At 62.7% G+C, this 17,705-nt stretch carries 19 protein-coding genes and 1 pseudogene; 10 read left to right on the top strand and 10 right to left on the bottom strand.

The features are described 5' to 3' along the window. Window position 1 precedes the first annotated feature (1 nt). The 3 genes from ACO07H_RS14460 to ACO07H_RS14450 form a co-directional block, all read right to left on the bottom strand. Window positions 2-451 carry a glycine zipper domain-containing protein gene (locus ACO07H_RS14460; protein ID WP_422015298.1) on the bottom strand — a complete coding sequence of 150 codons (450 nt, stop codon included), beginning with the start codon at window positions 449-451 and terminating at the stop codon, window positions 2-4. 186 nt (window positions 452-637) lie between these two features. Continuing rightward, window positions 638-877 (bottom strand): hypothetical protein, encoded by a 240-nt coding sequence (locus ACO07H_RS14455; protein ID WP_422015296.1) that lies wholly within the window; start codon window positions 875-877, stop codon window positions 638-640. Between the two features lie 15 nt (window positions 878-892). Next, on the bottom strand, window positions 893-1,240 hold the full coding sequence (locus tag ACO07H_RS14450) for a tyrosine-type recombinase/integrase (RefSeq protein ID WP_422015294.1): 348 nt from the start codon (window positions 1,238-1,240) through the stop codon (window positions 893-895). On the opposite strand from ACO07H_RS14450, the gene ACO07H_RS14445 reads away from it, so the two are divergent. After that, window positions 1,218-1,784, top strand: coding sequence for an ORF6N domain-containing protein (locus ACO07H_RS14445; protein ID WP_422015292.1), 567 nt, complete (start codon window positions 1,218-1,220; stop codon window positions 1,782-1,784). The two genes, ACO07H_RS14450 and ACO07H_RS14445, sit on opposite strands and share 23 nt — an antisense overlap. Before the next feature lie 103 nt (window positions 1,785-1,887). On the opposite strand, the gene ACO07H_RS14440 is transcribed toward ACO07H_RS14445, so the two are convergent. The 3 genes from ACO07H_RS14440 to ACO07H_RS14430 form a co-directional block, all read right to left on the bottom strand. Next, window positions 1,888-2,163, bottom strand: coding sequence for a hypothetical protein (locus ACO07H_RS14440; protein WP_422015290.1), 276 nt, complete (start codon window positions 2,161-2,163; stop codon window positions 1,888-1,890). A 35-nt stretch (window positions 2,164-2,198) separates the two neighbouring features. Then, window positions 2,199-2,711, bottom strand: a complete 513-nt coding sequence (locus ACO07H_RS14435) for a helix-turn-helix domain-containing protein (RefSeq protein WP_422015288.1) — start codon at window positions 2,709-2,711, stop codon at window positions 2,199-2,201. Between the two features lie 912 nt (window positions 2,712-3,623). Continuing rightward, window positions 3,624-7,778, bottom strand: a complete 4,155-nt coding sequence (locus tag ACO07H_RS14430; RefSeq protein ID WP_422015286.1) for an RHS repeat-associated core domain-containing protein — start codon at window positions 7,776-7,778, stop codon at window positions 3,624-3,626. A 174-nt stretch (window positions 7,779-7,952) separates the two neighbouring features. On the opposite strand from ACO07H_RS14430, the gene ACO07H_RS14425 reads away from it, so the two are divergent. Together ACO07H_RS14425 and ACO07H_RS14420 are read left to right on the top strand one after the other, a co-directional pair. Further along, window positions 7,953-8,216, top strand: a complete 264-nt coding sequence (locus tag ACO07H_RS14425; protein ID WP_422015284.1) for a hypothetical protein — start codon at window positions 7,953-7,955, stop codon at window positions 8,214-8,216. A gap of 187 nt (window positions 8,217-8,403) precedes the next feature. Then, window positions 8,404-8,707, top strand: a pseudogene (locus tag ACO07H_RS14420) (integrase core domain-containing protein); the annotation flags it as partial. 91 nt (window positions 8,708-8,798) lie between these two features. On the opposite strand, the gene ACO07H_RS14415 reads toward ACO07H_RS14420, so the two are convergent. Further along, entirely contained in the window at window positions 8,799-9,662 is an 864-nt protein-coding gene (locus ACO07H_RS14415; protein WP_422018643.1) for a tyrosine-type recombinase/integrase, read from the bottom strand. Between ACO07H_RS14415 and ACO07H_RS14410 the strand changes: the two genes are divergently transcribed. Beyond that, complete coding sequence (locus ACO07H_RS14410; protein ID WP_422015282.1) at window positions 9,654-9,845, top strand: hypothetical protein; 192 nt, start codon at window positions 9,654-9,656, stop codon at window positions 9,843-9,845. The two genes, ACO07H_RS14415 and ACO07H_RS14410, sit on opposite strands and share 9 nt — an antisense overlap. Before the next feature lie 627 nt (window positions 9,846-10,472). Here ACO07H_RS14410 and ACO07H_RS14405 read toward each other — a convergent pair. Next, a complete protein-coding gene (locus ACO07H_RS14405; RefSeq protein ID WP_422015280.1) occupies window positions 10,473-10,727 on the bottom strand; it encodes a hypothetical protein in 255 nt (84 codons plus the stop codon). A gap of 765 nt (window positions 10,728-11,492) precedes the next feature. Between ACO07H_RS14405 and ACO07H_RS14400 the strand changes: the two genes are divergently transcribed. After that, window positions 11,493-11,921 carry a single-stranded DNA-binding protein gene (locus ACO07H_RS14400; RefSeq protein ID WP_422015278.1) on the top strand — a complete coding sequence of 143 codons (429 nt, stop codon included), beginning with the start codon at window positions 11,493-11,495 and terminating at the stop codon, window positions 11,919-11,921. 72 nt (window positions 11,922-11,993) lie between these two features. Next, entirely contained in the window at window positions 11,994-12,860 is an 867-nt protein-coding gene (locus ACO07H_RS14395; protein ID WP_422015276.1) for a DUF932 domain-containing protein, read from the top strand. A 212-nt stretch (window positions 12,861-13,072) separates the two neighbouring features. Here the strand turns inward: ACO07H_RS14395 and ACO07H_RS14390 are convergent, their stop codons facing one another. Next, window positions 13,073-13,453, bottom strand: coding sequence for a GntR family transcriptional regulator (locus ACO07H_RS14390; protein ID WP_422015274.1), 381 nt, complete (start codon window positions 13,451-13,453; stop codon window positions 13,073-13,075). Window positions 13,454-13,971: 518 nt separating this feature from the next. Here ACO07H_RS14390 and ACO07H_RS14385 point away from each other — a divergent pair. After that, window positions 13,972-14,202 carry a hypothetical protein gene (locus ACO07H_RS14385; protein WP_422018683.1) on the top strand — a complete coding sequence of 77 codons (231 nt, stop codon included), beginning with the start codon at window positions 13,972-13,974 and terminating at the stop codon, window positions 14,200-14,202. A 340-nt stretch (window positions 14,203-14,542) separates the two neighbouring features. Here ACO07H_RS14385 and ACO07H_RS14380 read toward each other — a convergent pair whose 3' ends face one another. Next, entirely contained in the window at window positions 14,543-15,115 is a 573-nt protein-coding gene (locus ACO07H_RS14380; RefSeq protein WP_422015272.1) for a TetR/AcrR family transcriptional regulator, read from the bottom strand. A 187-nt stretch (window positions 15,116-15,302) separates the two neighbouring features. Here ACO07H_RS14380 and ACO07H_RS14375 point away from each other — a divergent pair, with 187 nt between their 5' ends. The 3 genes from ACO07H_RS14375 to ACO07H_RS14365 all read left to right on the top strand — a co-directional run bounded on the left by ACO07H_RS14375 (window position 15,303) and on the right by ACO07H_RS14365 (window position 17,496). Beyond that, window positions 15,303-16,298: an SDR family NAD(P)-dependent oxidoreductase gene (locus ACO07H_RS14375; RefSeq protein WP_422015270.1), complete on the top strand. Its 996-nt coding sequence runs from the start codon at window positions 15,303-15,305 to the stop codon at window positions 16,296-16,298. A gap of 166 nt (window positions 16,299-16,464) precedes the next feature. Further along, window positions 16,465-17,211 carry an SDR family oxidoreductase gene (locus ACO07H_RS14370; RefSeq protein ID WP_422015268.1) on the top strand — a complete coding sequence of 249 codons (747 nt, stop codon included), beginning with the start codon at window positions 16,465-16,467 and terminating at the stop codon, window positions 17,209-17,211. A gap of 57 nt (window positions 17,212-17,268) precedes the next feature. Continuing rightward, window positions 17,269-17,496: a hypothetical protein gene (locus ACO07H_RS14365; protein ID WP_422015266.1), complete on the top strand. Its 228-nt coding sequence runs from the start codon at window positions 17,269-17,271 to the stop codon at window positions 17,494-17,496. The last annotated feature ends 209 nt before the right edge of the window (window positions 17,497-17,705 follow it).

The following is a 17,705-nucleotide window of genomic DNA, read 5'->3' as shown; positions in this document are numbered from 1 at the left end:
TTTAATGCAAATAGTCCTTTGCAGGTCCATTGTCAACTGCATTTCCGTTGCTATCACCCGTAATAACGCGCCCATCAGGCGTTATCCCCACCCAGTCAGGCGGCCCAGCTCCAACCCCATCTTTAATACCGTGAAGTTCTTCTTTGTCCCAACCTCTCGGGCCTTTCGCTTGATCAATGGGAATTGTTCCAGCTGGGCAGTTTTTGGGTTTTGAACCCGGCTTGCTGGCCAGCAATACATTGGTTAATTTGTCAGCAATCAAGTAGCCGCCCAAAATTCCCAAGCCGGCACCAACAATCGTCCCAACTCCAGGGAATACCGCTGTTCCAATTTCTGCACCGAGCACCGCGCCAGCTGCCGGATTTAGCCCAGTCCTATCCACATACTTCAGCGGGTTCCCACCCACATAGGCATAAATGATTGCCCCCGACGACCAGTCGTCGTAGGGCAAGGCATTTTTTCTAGTCGCCTCAAGGGCTTGCGGACGGATGACGAAGACGCGCTCCCTGCTGTCTGTATTTTTTCCTTAGAGGCGCATTCTGGCCGTGCGCCCGCACGCGGGCAACCAGAGCGAGGGTTATTCCTCTTAGCCGCCAAGCGATGCACCGCGCGGCCCCGGCCGCCGGCATCGCCCCCGTCAGGGCTTGTTGAACCAGGGGTAGCCGACCCGCTCGTAATACTCCATGGCCATGCGGCGCTCGTCGCTGCCGTTGCTGCTGTAGCCGTCGGTTCGCGGGCTGCTCGCCCAGTTGATGATCTCGGCCAGGTCGGCGATGAAGCCGCGCAGCACGACGATGGGCTCGATGCCATCCTGTTTGCACAGCTCGATGAACTCGGGCGGCAGATCGAGGGTGATGCGCTTGCTGGTGCGTGGCATGGTGGGTCGTCCGTCTTATTCGTTCATCGTGTCGTCGTCGATGCCGTCGGCATCGGCCTCAATGGCCCGCTGAAGCGCTTCCCGCGCTTCGGCAAGACTTGGCCCCGCCACCAGCTGTGCGGCGTCTCTGCGCGGCTCTGAGCGCCTTGCCAGGCGGCTCGGATGCGTGGCCCGGTGCACCGCAATCAGCTTGTCGATGGAGACGTGCGTGTAAATCTCCGTCGTCTCGATGCTGGCGTGCCCGAGCATTTCCTGGATGAAGCGGATGTCAGCCTGGCACGGCTGACGCGGCCAAGACGGCTGACGCGCAATGAGTGCCGCGAGCCAGAAGCCGGCGCCGGTGCCGGCGCTGCTGCCGCGCATCGAGGGCCGCATCCTGGTCCTGCGCGGTCAGAAGGTCATCATCGATGCCGACCTGGCCTCGCTCTACGGCGTGCCGACCCGGCGGCTGAACGAGCAGGTCAAGCGCAACCGCGACCGCTTCCCGGACGACTTCATGTTCCAGCTCGACGCCGCCGAGAAGGCCGAGGTGGTCGCAAATTGCGATCACCTCCACAAGCTGAAGTTTTCCAAGGTGCTGCCCTATGCCTTCACCGAGCACGGCGCGATCCAGGCCGCCAATGTGCTGGCCTCGCCCCAGGCGGTGGAGATGGGCATCTATGTGGTGCGGGCCTTTGTGCGCATGCGCGAGTTGGCCGTCGTACATGCCGACCTGGCCAAGCGGCTCGATGAACTGGAGCAGAAGACCGAGGGCCTGACACTGACCCACGACACCTTCAGCCGCAACACGCGGGCGCAGCTGCGCCAGCTCATCGATGCCGTCAACCAACTCATGGCGCCGCCCGATCCGCCGAAGCGGCCCATCGGCTTCGTGACCCACGAGGACAAGAAGAACAAGAAGCCCTGAACGGGTCCGACGCTCAGCACTGAACGACGCACCGCCGTCCCTCGCACCCCAGCTTTAGCAGCTAAGGGGTTGGGCGCGGCTTTTTCTCTTTCTCAAGACATCCCTATCCCAGGAACGGCGGATACAGCGAGACCTCGTTGAGCTGCAGGACTTCAATCGTCGAGAGGTGCGGCGCATAGGTTTCGGCCAACGCGTCCTTCTCCGTCTCGGTTTGACGCTCCAGGCATTCCCCGTAGACCCCGGCGGCCAGCAGGGCCCGCACCCGATCCGGCCAGCCCAAGGCCCAGCGATTGGCGATGCTGACGGCCGTCGATCCCTTCGCTTCGATCGCCAGCGCCATCGTCTCGCCATACAGCTCACGCTTGTACAAAGCCTCCACGGTTTTTATCTCCTTCTCAACCTGATCTTCCTGATTTACTCGAGCCAGAGCGCCCTCATGCCCTGGAGTTCACGCGCCAGACTGCGCATGCTCGCCCACACTTCTTCGCGCGCCCCGCCTGCCTCGGCGTGCAGTTGCTCGACGAGCTTCGCCAGCAGCGAGACCGGCGCTTCTTCCAGCAGCGTGTGCACGTGCGGCTCGAACCCCGTCGGCACGATGCCGGTGCGCAGCGCCGCATCCAGTTTCGCCGCCGTCAAGCGCCGCGCGTAGCTCGTGCTCGCCGTGCGCGCCGCCAACTCCAGCGGCGGGGTCGGCTCCACCAGCCTGGGCTTCAGCCGCGGATGTGCGGCTCCGATCGTCAGCCCCAGGCCCAGCACATCCAGCACGGCCGCCGTGCGCGTGAAGCTCAAGTCCTTGAGCGTGCCCCGCTCCAGTTGCACGATCGTCGCGCGCGACAGTCCCGCCAACTGCGCCAGCCTGTGCTGCGACAGCCCGATCTCCTGGCGCCGTGTGCGCACCGCCTGGCTCAGCTCGTGGAGGGCATACATGCCGACAGCGTAGCGGGTTTTCAATCTTGAATGTCAAATATATTTGACATTCAACAGTTTGGAGATCGAGGGGCGCACGCCCCCACCCGGGGTCTCGGGGCGCAGCCCTGAGTGTCTGCGACGGGCGCGCCAGCGGACCTAGAAGACCAGGACTGGGTAGCTATCGAAGATATCTACCTGGCATCCTGCCCTTGTCGATTCCGGCACCCCTGCGATGAATCTGCAGTGAATTTGCGACAGATTGACAGTGAATCGGAGAGCAAGCAGCAGCGAGCCTGAGGCAAGCCAGCAATGCCTCTGCTGGGCTTTACGGATCAGTCTGCGACGGGCTGGGGGCATGGCGGCTGTGCCGCAGTGCCAAGCGCGCATGCAGCGGCCAAGACCGCTCGCGGATGGCGCGGTGTCGAGCGGCTCAGGGCGAGGCGCCAGACTCGGGTGTGGAGGGTTTTGGCCAACTCGGCGAGCACGCCGTGCGGCGTGCCGCTCAGCGACGGATCGACCCAGCCGTCGTCGGTGAGCAGGCGCAGCGGCGCAGGGCCGTCAGCGGCGCTTTGCCTCCATCCCAGCAGGCCAAGTGGCCTGCTGGGCCGCAACAGGGTTGCGAGGAGGTTTTACATCAGAGGCGGACCACGGCTGTGGCCTCACCCGATGACTTCGCATTACGAGTCATTGGCATTCGCACACGCTGTTCGCCTTTTTATATTGATCCTTTGGCGTCGCAGGACCTGTGTAGACGAGACGACCTTGCCGATTGAATTCCGCGCACTTCTGAGTGCAAGCCTGTTCAGGTGATGGCTGGCTGCCAACAAGGTAGGCAACCAGCAATGACACCGCAATAACGACCCCAAACCCAAGGGCTACAGACAAGCCTCTCCGAGCGTTTTTACTTGCATTCATGGCACTTCTACTTTTCTAGTAGATCGCCCACTGCACACATCGGCAGGCTGGGGATTGGCCGGGCGCTGACGCATTCGGCGTACCTGCTGGCAACTCAACTCGTGGACATGAACTGCCATTTGAGCCGGATCCACCATCTGGTACGCAGACGGCACAGTAGCGCCTGATTTCAGGCATCGACCATGGATAGTTCACGCCAACGTACCCGCCAGGAATCTGGGGCGCAGGATTCGGCAGGTTGGTGAACTGGTTCATAACGGATCGCGTCGATCCGACGCCTCCATTCTCTGACATGGAAGGCGGTCCACTCGGCGCCGAGCCACGTGGGTAATACGTACCGCGCGCAGGTGGGCCGCCGACAAGTCCATCAGGATCAACAAGGCTGACCGGGTTGCCCTCGACATAGCTATAGGTATTGATGCCCCCGGCAAGTCCAATAGGGTCAGATTGAACATATCGGCCAGTGGATGCTTCGTAATATCGATGCATGTTCTGCCACAAATCCGTCTCCGAATCGTAGTACTGACCTGGGAAACCAATATTGAGGCCTCCGATGCTGTCAAGCGCGATCTGACGGTCCCAGGCTGCATTCTGCGCGCGCCATGCAACAGTCCTCGCGCTGTTCGTAACGACCTCTGGCCTACCCACTTGGTCGGTATGGATGGCGTACATCTGTCCACCCCGGCTCATCGCGACGATATTGGAGCCAAGGTAGACATATGCGGTCCCGGTCAGCGATTCGTACAGCAACTGCCCTGATGGTGAGTAGACAAAGTCGTTGGTGCCCGAGGCACTGGCCTTGCGTACCCGCTGATTCAATGCGTTGTAGCTGAACGTGGCACCGCCCCCCGTCGCCATGCGGCCAAACTGATCCCACGTATAACTGCGCACGCCGTCCGACGTCATCTGTCCGTAGTTATCCCAACCGTAGGTCTTGCTTCCCACATTGGTCAACCAGTCTTTACCGGACGTCGCATAGGAATACGTATTGCCAGTGCCCGCGCGGATGTGACTTGTCCGATTTCCGGAATTGTCATAGTCAACGTTCTGGTTGTCTCCGTTGCTCCGCGTGAGCACCTTCAGACGCCCACTGCCATCCCACGTGAACCCGCTGTTAAGCGCTGGATTGATGCCGTCGGTGATGGAGGAGATCAAGTCATTACTGGTGTAGCCGAAGGTCAGCGACTGCGTGCCTGAGCTCTCAAGCTTGTAGAGCCTGGCGTCCGTATCCTGCGTGAATCCGCGCTTGTCTCCGTTCCCCCACTTCCATGCATACGGTCCGGATGCAGACGCCTGGTACAGCAGATTGTCGATTACCGTGCTCCACTGGTTGGACAGGATTCGCGCGAGTCGCCCGTAGCCATCGTATTGGTAGGTCAGCACCAAGCCGTTGGGATACGTCAAGCTCGTCACGCGTCCCAGACTGTCATAACCCCAGCTCACCGTGTTGCTGACCCCACCGATGGTTTGCGTCTGCTGCGTCAGGTTGCCTGAGCTGTCGTAGCTATAAGCCGTCGATCCAGCCGCATAGGTCATCGAGCACAGCTTTCCCACGCCGTTGCTGCAGCTGTCGTACGTGAAAGTCTCGGTGACGCCGCCGCTGGATCGAGTCGCAGGCCGACTTCCAGCGTCATAGGTGTACGAGAGGGAAACGCCATTTGGGCGCGTCTCGCTGGTCACGCGACCCCACGCATCGGAACCGAACGATGTGGTCCCGGTGCTCGGGCTGCTAACGCTGCTGGTACGCCCCAGCTTGTCGACGGTATAGCTCGTGACTCGCCCGTTTGGGTCGGTGACCTGCGTCAGCTGATCCATAGGGTCGTAGTAGTAATAGATGGTTCCGCCATCGGTTGCGGAACTGCTTATCACGCGGCCAAGCAAATCGTAGATTGCACCTCGCGTTTTGCCCGCGCCGTCCGTGACCGTTTGTAGGCGTCCGCCCGGCGTGTAATCAGTCGTCTGTTTCACGGAAACGCCGTCGGCGGCGTAGACCTTCCAAGTGGCGCCCAGTGAGTTCACGTCATAACTTGAAGCGAAAGTGCCAGAGGTTGCGGCCACAGGGATGCTGCCGGTCAGGTCCGGAACCCTCCGGGTGGAAGACGTGCCATACAGCCTGCCGGTTCGGGTGTAGTTGACCACGCTGCCCGTGTTGTCGCTGACCTCGGACAAACGCCCTGCCGACGGCGTGTACGTGTACGTGGTCACCAAGCCGCCTGGCTCGGCGATCTGACTGATTGCTCCGTCAGGAGTCCAACCATACGTCCACGTCCGATTGCCGCTTGGCGTGTTGACAGTCTGGGTCTGAAGATCACCACTCGCGTAGTAAGTCGACGAGGTGGACAGGCCATTTGGATAGGTCACGAGGCCCACTTGCCCAAATCCGTTGTGCCCGGAGTAGGTGGTGATGCGTCCGAGCGTGTCCTGTGTCTGGATCATGTCGCCCGCAGCGTTGTAGGTGAACGATTCGGTACCGATACCGACTTGGGTCACATCGTCGCGCCGCTGACTGCCGCTCAACGTGTAGGCATAGTTGTTCGTCCTCGTGTAGCTCGTGGCAAGATCCTGCTCGGTCATCGTCTGCACCTGACCTATACCAACGCCCGATGCGTAGTACGTATACGTGCGCAGGTAGATTGCCGTGCCGGCGCTGTTGAGTACGCGGTACTCGCGCAAACGTCCTGTCGTGTCCCACACCATCGTGGTAGACCGCTTGTCGCCGCCGGTGGCCTCGTCCTTGCGTGTGACATACCCGTCGACGTTATACGTGTAGGTGGTTGTCGAGCCCTCGGAATTCGTCGACGTCTGCAGCCGACCGTAGGCGTCATACGTGTAGCTCGCATTCGCCGCAGGGCAGCCTGTGCCTGCAGGAGCATTTGTGGAACTGAGGAATTTGGTGCCGCTGACGGTGGTGTAGTTGTAGGTGACGGCTAAACCGTATTCGTTGGTCACGACGGTGTTCGACGTGCCGTACGTGAAGCTGTCACGACTTTCGTTGTCGCTACTGCCGCTGCTGCTGACGCGGCCGTCGGGGTAGTAGTCGTAGCGGGTCTTGCGCACCCCATTGACGCTGAAACCGGTCAGTGAATTGGGTAATGCTGAGTTCTCATAGTGATAGGTGATGGTCTGAGCCGCACTGGGGCTCTGGACCGTCGTCAGCCGAGACGACCCGTCGTACGTATAGTTCCAATTACCGCTCGTCGGCGAGGTGACCTGGGCCACAAGACCACTGGCGTTGTACCCGATCGAAATGGTGCGACTCCCATTGAGCGTGAGAGTCGACAGCTGCAAAGCGGTGTTGTAGCCGAAGTCGATGGTCAGTCGGCCATCATTGGTACCGTAGTACTGAATGCGGCCTTCATTCCAGAACTCGGCGTATGCATTCGGTGTCGACCACTGCCCCATGTCGATAGTGGAGTCGTAGTAAATCTCCCCGTACCGATCAGTACCCGCAGCCTTGTAAACACCGTCGGTATCTCCTGGCATCACGGTACCCACGCGGGAGAAGAGCACAGTCGACCCGTCGGCCCTCACCAGCGTGACTGACCCGGGCGTGGTCCAGTAGCCGCGATACTTCACGCGCTTTGCAATCAGACGCCCGAAGTCCAACGAGGATGCCCAATTCGCACCGAACGATGGCGCGTAGGAAGAGGTCAGAGGCGTCGCTCTGTACGTACGCGACACCGCGAAGGTTGCAGCTCCGCCAATCGCAAAGTCTTGTTGCGGCAAGATCTTTTCACCCGTTGAGATGATCACTGGCTGCGACGTCGTCGATTCTGGAGCGTCGCCATCGCTGCCCGTGCAGTTCACCTTGCCAGGAACAGAATTGGAGCCTGCCTTGTTCTGGACCGGTCCTCGCGCTTCTGGTATCAGGCTAGGCTCTCTCTCAATGCGTGGCATGCGGTTATCGAAGAACAACCGCAGCGCCCAACTGTCGAAATTCTTCTGGGCTTGACTCTTCCCGTAGACCGTCACTCGATCCAGAGTTGAAGTAGGTACTGCGCCAACGTCTCCTATGCTTCCACCGCCGCCGCCGCCGCCGCCGCCGCCGCCTGATGCGGGACATCCTATGGGCTGACCATGCCCGTCTGTGCAGCCTGATCCCGGCACTGCGTCGAGCGCGAGCGCGCTCGAAGATGCGAGTCCCCCAAGCGCGGCGGCGACGATGATCATTGCCAAGTTTTGACGGGGCACGGGACCTCCTGAACGATTGAATTCTGCCCAGACCCTAACTCACCAACAGATTGTCACGCTCCACAGTATTGGGGATAGCAGATGAAGTAATTGCGTCGACACTCAGAAGATGCGGAGCACTCTTCGCTCGAAGCCCGGCAGAACCCCTAGGGGATGAACTTGACGAAAATTCGCACTGATCTTCTTTTCGCTGCGCTCCTCGCCATCGGCACAGCCCGCGTCGTTGCTCAGGACACAGACAAGGTCTCTAGCGCTCCGGAAGTGTCTCAGCGAGCGAAGGCGATGCGCGAGTGCCAAGCTCAAGTCAACGGTTCAGCCGGCGGCTTGACAGCACCCGCTCCTCAACGGCGTCAAGCAATGAGCGCATGCCTGAAAGCGAAAAATGAGCAGGCCCTGAAAGGGGCCAATCTCTATTGAAACCGGTGACTACATTGCGCAGCGCCGCCATCTTGGCGATGCACGACCGACTCTGAAGTTAGACCGCGACTGTAGTACCGGCATAGGTGCTGAGACGCGGGCAGCCTCGTTTCGCCGACAATGTTCAAACGGAAAAATCTTCTGGCTCGTCAGGGCACTGAGTACGTACGACGCGTAGCAGGTACTTTCGGGGCGGCATCACTTCGATGTGCGCTGCCGTGCGCTGGGCATAGAGCACCGTCTGTGTCCGCAGCGCCTTCCGAAGACCAACGGCCTGGTGGAGCGCTTCAACGGGCGCATCAGCGAAGTGGTGCAGCAAACCCCATTCAGGTCGGGTGCCGAGTTGAAGGCCACGCTGATGACGTACTGCAAGACCTACAACCACCACATCCCGCAGCGCTCACTCGATCACCACGCTCCCGTCCTGGCAGGTCAGCAAGCCCGAATTGTTCAAGCGTGCGGTGCATAAACATGCGGGTCTTGACATCTAGCCTCACTGCTGATTACAAGGGATGGTAGCCGCCCGCAGGGAAGAAGAAGCCGAGCCGAGCCGATCCGGTGGCATCATGATATCTAGGTGCGCTACTCCGCCTCTACGGTATGCCCGATGTCGTATCCCTTGGCCGACGATTCCAAAAACGCGGCCCAGTCGGCCATCAGCGCCCTGCGCTTCTTGAATAGGTCGGATCGCAGGTATGCACCCTCTACCTTGTCTTCGTTGACGTGAGCGAGTGCGGCTTCGCAAGTCTGCGCCGCATAGTCCGTCTGATCCGCCGCCCAATCTCGAAACGTCGAGCGGAAGCCGTGCATGGTGCAGCCCGCCTCAAGGCGTCGCAGCAACTGGGTGAACGCCATGTCGCTGAGCTTGACGCCACGGGGGCTGGGAAACACGAGGGTCTTACTGTCGGACAGTGCGCGGACGCGGCCGAGCACAGCCAGCGCGCCGTCGCTCAGGGGGACGCTATGAGGCCGCCCCGCCTTCATGCGGGATGCCGGAACCTCCCAGACCTTCTCGGTGAGTTTGATTTCGTCCCATGTCGCGCCTCGCGTTTCCCCCGAACGCGCCGCTGTCAGCACGGTGAGCATGAATGCGAGTTTGACGACATCGCTGGCGCTGCTGTTCAGCACGCGCAGCAGCAGCGCGCCAGCTTCGTCGTAGGGGCAGGCTTCGTGGTGCTTCTCTTCGACGCTGACGGCAGGCAGCTTGCCATGCACGTAGTCCCAGAAATCCGAGCGCAACGGCTCCCGGTAGCGGGCGACTGCCGACCAGGTGAGCACCTTCTTGATGCGCTGCAGGACGCGAGTAGCGGTTTCGTGCTTGATGCCCCAGATCGGCAGCACGGCCTTGAGCACATCGTCAGCGGTGATGTCCGAAACCGGCCAGTTGCCGAACGTCGGATAGGCGTATGTCTGGAGCGTGCTTAAGAACTGGGCGGCGTGCTTGATGTTCTTCCAGGACGCCTCGTTGTTCTTGTGAAACTCTTCCGAGCACTGCTTGAAGGTCCGAGCTGCGGCCAGCCGCTGTTCGGCTTCTCGGCGCTCGGTTTTGCGCTGGTCGATGGGGTCGATGCCCTGATCAGGAGCCTCCGTATCTCGTCGCCGAACCGCCGCGCCTTGCGCGAGCGTTGACCTGGTGGTTGCTTCGGCTGAAGTCGGGCGGGCGACGAAGACTCTTCCGCGCGGCCAGCGATGGCATCCGGGACGCGTTCGCGGCTCGCTTGGTTCGGGTTCGATTCACCTGGATTCATTTCTGACCCGCTTTCGACCCACTTCCTATTCACTTCGACCCGGTCTGGACCCGGAGGCGATTCACCTTGACCCGCCTGGACCCATATTCGGCGCTGGGCGTGCCGTTGGCCGTGCTGGATTCGGGCCCTGAATCAGCGGCTTGAAGGCCTTGGATCAGGCCAATACTGGGTTCATGGTGAGTGCGGCGCGGGCGGCTCTTCCAGGCGTTCCCCCTGGGCCGCCTGGGCAACACTCCCTTGGGCGTCGCTGCGCGACGGCTTGGCGTGCTGCGCACGCGGGGCTGGGGGCGCGGCCCTTCCGTGCTCGGGGACTGCGGGCCGGTTTCCTTCACGCTGCGCGTGAACGGGCCCGCTTGGCGAACAGGCCGGTCCTGATCGGCTGCGCTTCGCGCGTGTCCGGCCAGATCGCCACCCCTCGCACCCGCCATGCCCGCAGCCGGGCCGCGCCGCCGCGTTGCGGCAAAAGAAAACCCGCCAGCGGCGGGTGTGGGCTGACAGCGGCGTGGTCTCAGATCGGCCGGACAGCCGTCTGTGCGGAAGCCACGGTGGTCTCCAGCGACGTTGCGCGGCGGCCTTCGACGACGACGCGCGGGAGTCTGGCGACCACTGCCGCATCGGCACGCTTGCCGATGACCACGACGCGCTCAAGCTTCACGACCTGCGGTTCGGGCGCTGCCATGCTGTTGGCCAGGCCGACGCCGATGGCGGCAGCAGCGGTGACAGCGGCGAGGGCGACGGCGAAGGTCTTTGCGGCGGTGGTCATGGTGGGCTCCGGTGGGTTGGCTGTGTCAGTGATTGCAGTGTCTTCAACGGCCCGTGACGCTGCGAGGTGCGCGCGACGGATTGCCGATGCGGCCGGATGGAATGCCGTTCTGCAGGATGAGTCGCACGGCAGTTCGTGTCTCTGCGCGGGGTGTGGACGCATGAGGCGCGGCCCTCCCGTACCCGGGGATCGCGGCTTGTTTCCTTCACGCTGCGCGTGAAAGAGCCGCTCGGCGAACTGGCCGGTCCTGATGGACTGCGCTGCGCGCTGTTCCGGCCAGATCGCCGCCCCGGGCACCCGCCAAGCCCGAGGCCGGGCCGCGCTGAAGTGATCGCAGTGGCTCGACCGTCGCGCCAGTCGCTTCGCTTTGTGTCACGCCGGCCGCGGAGCCGCCGCTGCTCATGGCGTTGCGTCGCCTTCGCTGCAAGCGCTGCGCCAGGCGAGCTGTCTCATCGCCTGCGACGCTGCGTCGCCGATGGGGGGAGGGCAGCCGTGCGCCGGTCGTCCCACCGCGATCCCCCCACGCGCCCCCGTGCTTGGGCGAGGGGGAACGGTGGGGGGATCTTTTCAGCGGTGGGCCGGGAAACCGGCGCACTGCCTGGCTGCCTGAAGACGACCCCACCCATCCCCAACCCCTTCCCGTGAGGGAAGGGGCCATGCCCACCCCCCGCCCGCCCGTGGGCGGGAGCGAGGAGTCCGAGCAAGAGGATCAGTTTTCAGGGCAACCCGTCCGGGGCCCGGCCGGTCTTCTTGAAGGAGATTGTCATGGCAAACATTCAAGTCATTCAACGCAATGCGCACCTGGCGGGTGCGGTCAAGCTCGAATTCGTCTCGGGCCGCGAGGGGCTGATTGCCAAGGCGACGCTGACGGCGATCAGCAACAACGTCCGCGGATCGGGCGAGGGGCGCGAACAGCTATCCACGGCGATCCAGTGGACGTTGTGGGGCGCACAGGCTGAAAACGCAGCCGAGTACCTCGGGCGCGGTTCGCACGTGAATATCGTCGGCCGCCTGCGCAATAACAACTATGTGAGGGACGAGGAGACGGTCTACGGCTGGGACTTCGCCGTCGAGGAAATCGACTACCTGGACAGCCGTGCCGAAGGCGAAGCGCGCCGCAGCACCGCCCAGGTTGCGGACGGGGCCGGCGCCAAGGGCAGAACCACGCAGCGTCCTGCCCGCGTGGAGGCCTGAACCCAGCCGGCGGGCGTCGCCGAGCAGGCCATGCCCGCCTTCGAACTCATCCATTGACCGAAGGAGTCCATCATGCAATCCACCCATCCCACGCTCGCTGCCCGCTTTGCCGGCCGTACTACCCGCGTCATCCGCAGCAACGAGCCGCTCGACGAAGACCAGATGCGCGCGGCGGCGCCGTCCATCTTCGCCGCCGGCAAGCACGCAAGCCGCTCCGAACGCTACACCTACATCCCGACCATCGAGGTCCTGCGCGGGCTGCGCAAGGAGGGTTTCGAGCCATTCATGGTCGCGCAGGGTTCCAGCCGCTTCGAGGGCAAGGCCGAGTTCACGAAACACATGATCCGGATGCGCCACGCTGGCCAGGTCCAGACCAAGCCCGAGGCCAACGAAATCATCCTCATCAATAGCCACGACGGTGCGAGCTCGTACCAGATGATGGGCGGGATTTTCCGTTACATCTGCTGCAACGGCCTCGTTGTCGGCGATGTGGTGGAGGACATCCGCGTGCCCCATCGTGGCGACATCCAGGGCGAGGTGATCGAGGGCGCCACCCGCATCCTGCAAGCGTTCGAAACCGTGGATGCACACGCCGAGGCGATGAAGGCGCTGCAGCTTGACCCGCGAGAGCAGATCGCGTTCGCGACTTCGGCGCTGGCCCTGCGTTTCGGCGAACGCCAAGGGCAGGGGAGCGAGCTGGGTCAGGCACCCGTGACGGCCGAACAGCTTGTCCAGGCGCGCCGGGCCGAGGACGCGGGGCACAGCCTGTGGGCCACATTCCAGAAAGTTCAGGAGAACGTGATTCGAGGCGGCCAGCCGGGCCGTAACGCGCAAGGCCGCCGCATCCACACACGCCCCGTCCAGAGCATCGACCGGGGCGTCAGCCTCAACCGAGCGCTGTGGATGCTGGCCGAGGAGATGCGCAAGCTCAAGGCCTGATTCGCGCTGCGCTGGATTCGACACCGAGTCCAGCGCTTCAAGCCTGGCTTGCCGGGCCGACCATCGGCGCATGGATGCGCCATCTGCAACCCACGGAACTGCAAGCCGATCCCGCATGGGCTGGGCTGCGCTCTTCGTGGTCACCGACGGCGGCTTGCCGAGATGGATGCAGGGCGAGTCGGGCCGCGACTTGCCCGACCGGTCACCTGGTCTCAACGGGCGCACATCCTCGCCGTGCGAGGACTGCTGCGCAGTGCTGCGGATCCCGAAGAAGACCAAATGCGCGCAGTGGTGACCTCGACGGGCTGCGATCCGGACTGCGGTGCCGATGTCTTGGGCTCGGCGAGCAGCACGCCGCTCGCGCGGGCGGCGACGAAGTAGCCGGAGCGCGGCTCCGCACGGACCAGGCCGCGCGATTCGAGCAGGTAATAGGCCTGGAAGACCGTGCTCGGGCTCAGGCCGCGACTGGCACAGGTCTGGCGCACCGAAGGCAGGCGATCACCAGCCCGCAGCACGCCAGCGCTGATCTGTTGCTCGAGCTCACGAGCCAGCTGTTCGAACTTCGCGGCGGCGGCGGACGGGCGATCACGCATGGTGTCGGCACCGCGCCTCGGTCGACTGCCGGCTGGGTGGGGTGGCGCGCCGCCAGTCTAGGGCTTGGGGGCGGTGATGCAAGTGTTGGCAGCGGGACCGGGCGAGCCCCGCGGGCGGCCTTGCGACGCTGGGCGGGCAGTGGGCGGCCACAGCGCGGAGATGCTGGCCCCTCGCGGCGAGTCGGAGGTCAACACAGCATCGAAAGCCGTCGGTCACTTCGCTTTGCTTAAGCGACTGCACCCGGCCTGGTGCCGATACAGCCAGAGCGACCAGTAGGTCCGCAGCGCTTGGGGACGGTACGGCTGCGGTGCCAGCGTGGCGGCTATCGGCCAAGACCTGCCAGTCCCACGGGCTTGATCCCGCAACGTTCAGCCTCCGTTGGGAGGCCACTAGAACTTGAAGGCCTTTGACGGCTGCGTCATGTTTGCGCGCAGGCCGTGAGTTAAAACGCCCAATGTCCGCTGCTCTTGTTTACCGTCAAGATGGATGGTGTCGAGCAACAGCCAGGAATGCTCAGGTGGATTGGGTTCTCATCGTCTTCGTACTATTCAAGGGTCTGGTATTTGTCACAGGCATGTATTTCGCCATCAAGTGGCACTACGACCGAGAGAAGAAGTGGGCGGACCGGCGCGCGCTACTAGGCATGGGCGCCAAGTTCGTCGCCGTGTTCGTGCTGTTGCTCCTCGTCTTGCTGATCTTGGCCTTCGGACTGGCCAGGACGCTCGGCATGGACTTGAGCCTCCCATGAAGACCGAGGAACGCGCGCGATTGCAGCGGGCAGTACACGGCCTTGCGAATGCCGGCTGGGCCGCCTGCGCTCAGTGACTGGTTCCAGCCCAAGCGGGCGTTCGGGCCCTGCGCCACGAACGACTCACACCAGCCTGTTGCCGAGGTTCGGAGAGCTTCTGCTTTGGGCACCAAGCTGCCGACGGCCTGCCGGTTCGCGTCCCGGGGGCGGGGGCAGGTCAAGTGCCCAAAGGCGAAATTGATCGGGGGGAGACCGCTCGGCTGGCTGGGCGTCCATCCAGAACGATGGGTCATCTAGCACGCAGATCACCATCTGCATGTCACCAGACTTGTCGGTCTTCTCAACCTTCTAGGCCTGCGTTGCTGATGCGCGGCGGAAGGACTAAATCAGCCGCTTCCTGGGCATCCCTGAGCAATGCCAGGCGCGGAGTGCCCATCTGCGCCCGCATGGTGAGACCGCGGGCAAGGTCACCAACCTGGCTGGCGCGCACGGCCACGGGAAAGTCAGGGGGGATTTCTCCCGCGCTGATCCCGTCGCGAAAACGGCGTTCCACAAGCGCCAAGCCACCACCCACGGCGTCTTTCAGGAACTGCCTCACCTCAGGGTCGTCTACAAGGGGCGCGACGCACACCATGAGGCATCCTGGTGCCGATCCTTCTTCGGTTGCAGCTTCTACGGCGTGTCTCAGGAAGCTGGCCAGCGCGTCGCGAAGAGTCGGCGGCGAAAAGAGAGCCTTCGCAGCGCGAGCCCCCTTGGCCTCTGCGTACGTCTTGAGCGCCCGGAGGAAGATTTCCCTCTTGTCCCCGAAGACGGCATACAGGCTCGGCTTTCGTACGCCCATCCCGGTGACCAGGTCTTCAATCGTGACGCCGTCGTAGCTCTTCGACCAGAAGACCTGGATCGCCTTTTCCAAGGCCTCCCTCTCATCGAAGCTGCGCGGACGTCCGCGAGGTCTGACAGCGTTTGGAACCATTTAGTTCGAAAATCCTTGACTGAGCTAGAGACGCGTCGATATTATTACCAAACGGTTCTAAATTGGCAAGCCACCCCGGCAGCCCAGGACGCATTGGTTCGACCCTACCTTCTCCGCGAAACAGTCTATGAAACATTCAATCGCACTTGTCACAGGCGCCACCTCCGGAGTCGGCTACGCGGCAGCTCGCTTGCTGGCCAGCGAGGGCTACCGCCAGGTCATCGTCACCGGGCGCAGCATGAGCCGGATACGAACGGCGGCCGCGCAGCTCGCAGCTGAGACCAGATCGCAAATCTTCACCCCGCTGGAGTTGGAACTGGAGGACCCGTCCAACGTCTGGAAGGCCCTCGCGGAGCTGAGCAAGCGAGGTCAACCGATTGATCTGCTGCTGCTCAATGCCGGGATGGTCCCAGGCAAGAAGCGCGTGATTTCGGCAACTGGCGTCGAGGCTTCTCAAGCCCCCCTCATCGGCCACCATCAACTGACTGACGGGTTGCTCGAAGCCGGACTGCTGAGCCCCAACGCCCGCATCGTTATCGCCGGCGCAGAACCTGCCCGAGGTGGGGTCCCCCTCTTCAAGTACACCGACCTGCCAGCCTTTGCGGCCAAATACCACCAGGGCGACCGAACCGCCGCTGTAGAAGCCCTGCTGCGCAATGGGCCGAACGTGAAGTACGACGCCAACAACGCCTATGCCGACGCGAAGCTCATCGTCGCTTGGTGGGCTGCGGCACTGGCGCGCCGACTGCCGGCCGGCATGGCGGTGTATGCCGTCTCGCCCGGCGCGGCGACCGCGACCGAGGTAGGGCGAAATGCCGGCCTCTTGGTGAAATATCTGATGATCCCAATCGTCAGCCACATTCCCGGGATGAATCAAACACCAGAGACCGCGGCCCGTCGGTACATCCAGGCGTCGAAGTTCGGCACCGACGTCTCAGGGCAGTTCTTCGCCTCAGCTCAAGGGAAGTTCGCAGGCCCGATTGAGGCGCAGCGCCAACCGCATCTCTACGATCACGAAAACCAAGAAGCAGCGTGGGAGGCGGTCATCAAGGTCGCTGTCCCTGATTTTCCCCTGCGACGGCTTGAGGGTGGCGGCTGCGGGGCGCCCGTTCACGGCCACTGATCCCCGCGCCCAGTACAAGGCGATTGGGAAGCGACTAGATCGCCCACGGCCACACGGGTTTTGAAATGACGTGTTCACAAGTGCCTTGAGCACATTGTCACGCCGATTTTGTTACCAAACAGTTCATAAACAGCAATGCGACCCGACAGTCGCAAGGAGAAAACGCATGAAACGGTATGAATCGAAGCGGGTGGTCATCATCGGCGGCACCAGTGGCATGGGCCTCGCGACGGCGAAGATGCTCCTCGACGGGGGCGCGCGCGTTCTCGTGACGGGACGCTCAGCGCCCGGCCTGGAGTCGGCGCAGCGAGAGCTTGGGGCCGGGGCCACCGTCGTGTCGAGCGACGCGCGGTCGCTGACGGACATCGACACCCTCGCCGCTCGGGTGAAGGCCGAGTTCGACACCTTCGACCTGCTTTTCGTCAACGCCGGCTTCAGCATCCCAACGCCTCTCGGGAGCGTCACCGAGGACGTCTACGACGAGATGTTCAACCTGAACGCCAAAGGGCCGTTTTTCGCGGTTCAGAAGCTCGCGCCGTTGATCAACCGTGGAGGCTCTGTCGTCTTCACGACCTCCGTCGCCAACGTCAAGGGATTGGCCGGCCAAGCCACATACGGGGCCGCGAAGGCTGCGCTGCGGTCATTCACTCGCGTACTCGCTGCCGAGCTGCTTCCGCAGGAGATTCGTGTCAACGCGGTGTCGCCCGGCCCCATCGACACGGGCATCCTCCAAAAGGTGTTTCCGACGGAGGAGATGCGAACCCATGTCAGGGGGCACACGCTCGGCATCATCCCGATGAAGCGATTCGGGACCTCGGAGGAAATCGCCAAGGCCGTCCTCCTCCTGGCATTCGACGCAACTTTCACGACCGGCCTAGAGATTCCGGTCGATGGCGGTTGGTCGCAGCTCTGAATTCGACACGCCGGCGGCATGGGGTCAGCCTCGCCGTCACCCTCGGAGGAGCCTCTGATGGCAACGACAGCAAACCAACCGGGACCGGAGCAAGGAAAATTCCGATGCGCCCTAGCGACCATCTGGGCCTTCCTGCAAGCGATGGAGTCCACCAGCTTCGACCATACGCTTGATCGCATAGAACGTTTGGAACGGGAGGTCGCGCAACTGAAGGAGGACTTGCGGCGCAGCTACGGCTCGGCGGCAGACGATGCGTTCTCGGGGAATGCGCCGTTTGACGCCTAGCCGATACGAGGTCGAAGAAGGCTTACTGTCCCTGCGGTCCTGACCATCGCCGTGGATCCGGAACTTCGGCTTTGGGCACTGACCTGCCCCCCGAGACGCGGAGCGGGAGGCCGTCGTCAAGGCGACCGCCAGCGTCGCGCATGCAAGCAGGAGATCAAGCCAAGACATGCAGCAAAGTTATCAGAAAGTCATTGCGCTGCACCGTCCGC

It is taken from the genome of Roseateles sp. (genome assembly GCF_965229315.1).
GTDB lineage: Bacteria > Pseudomonadota > Gammaproteobacteria > Burkholderiales > Burkholderiaceae_C > Pelomonas.
Note: the sequence above shows the minus strand (reverse complement) of the source record. Positions and strands in the feature narration are given on the sequence as shown.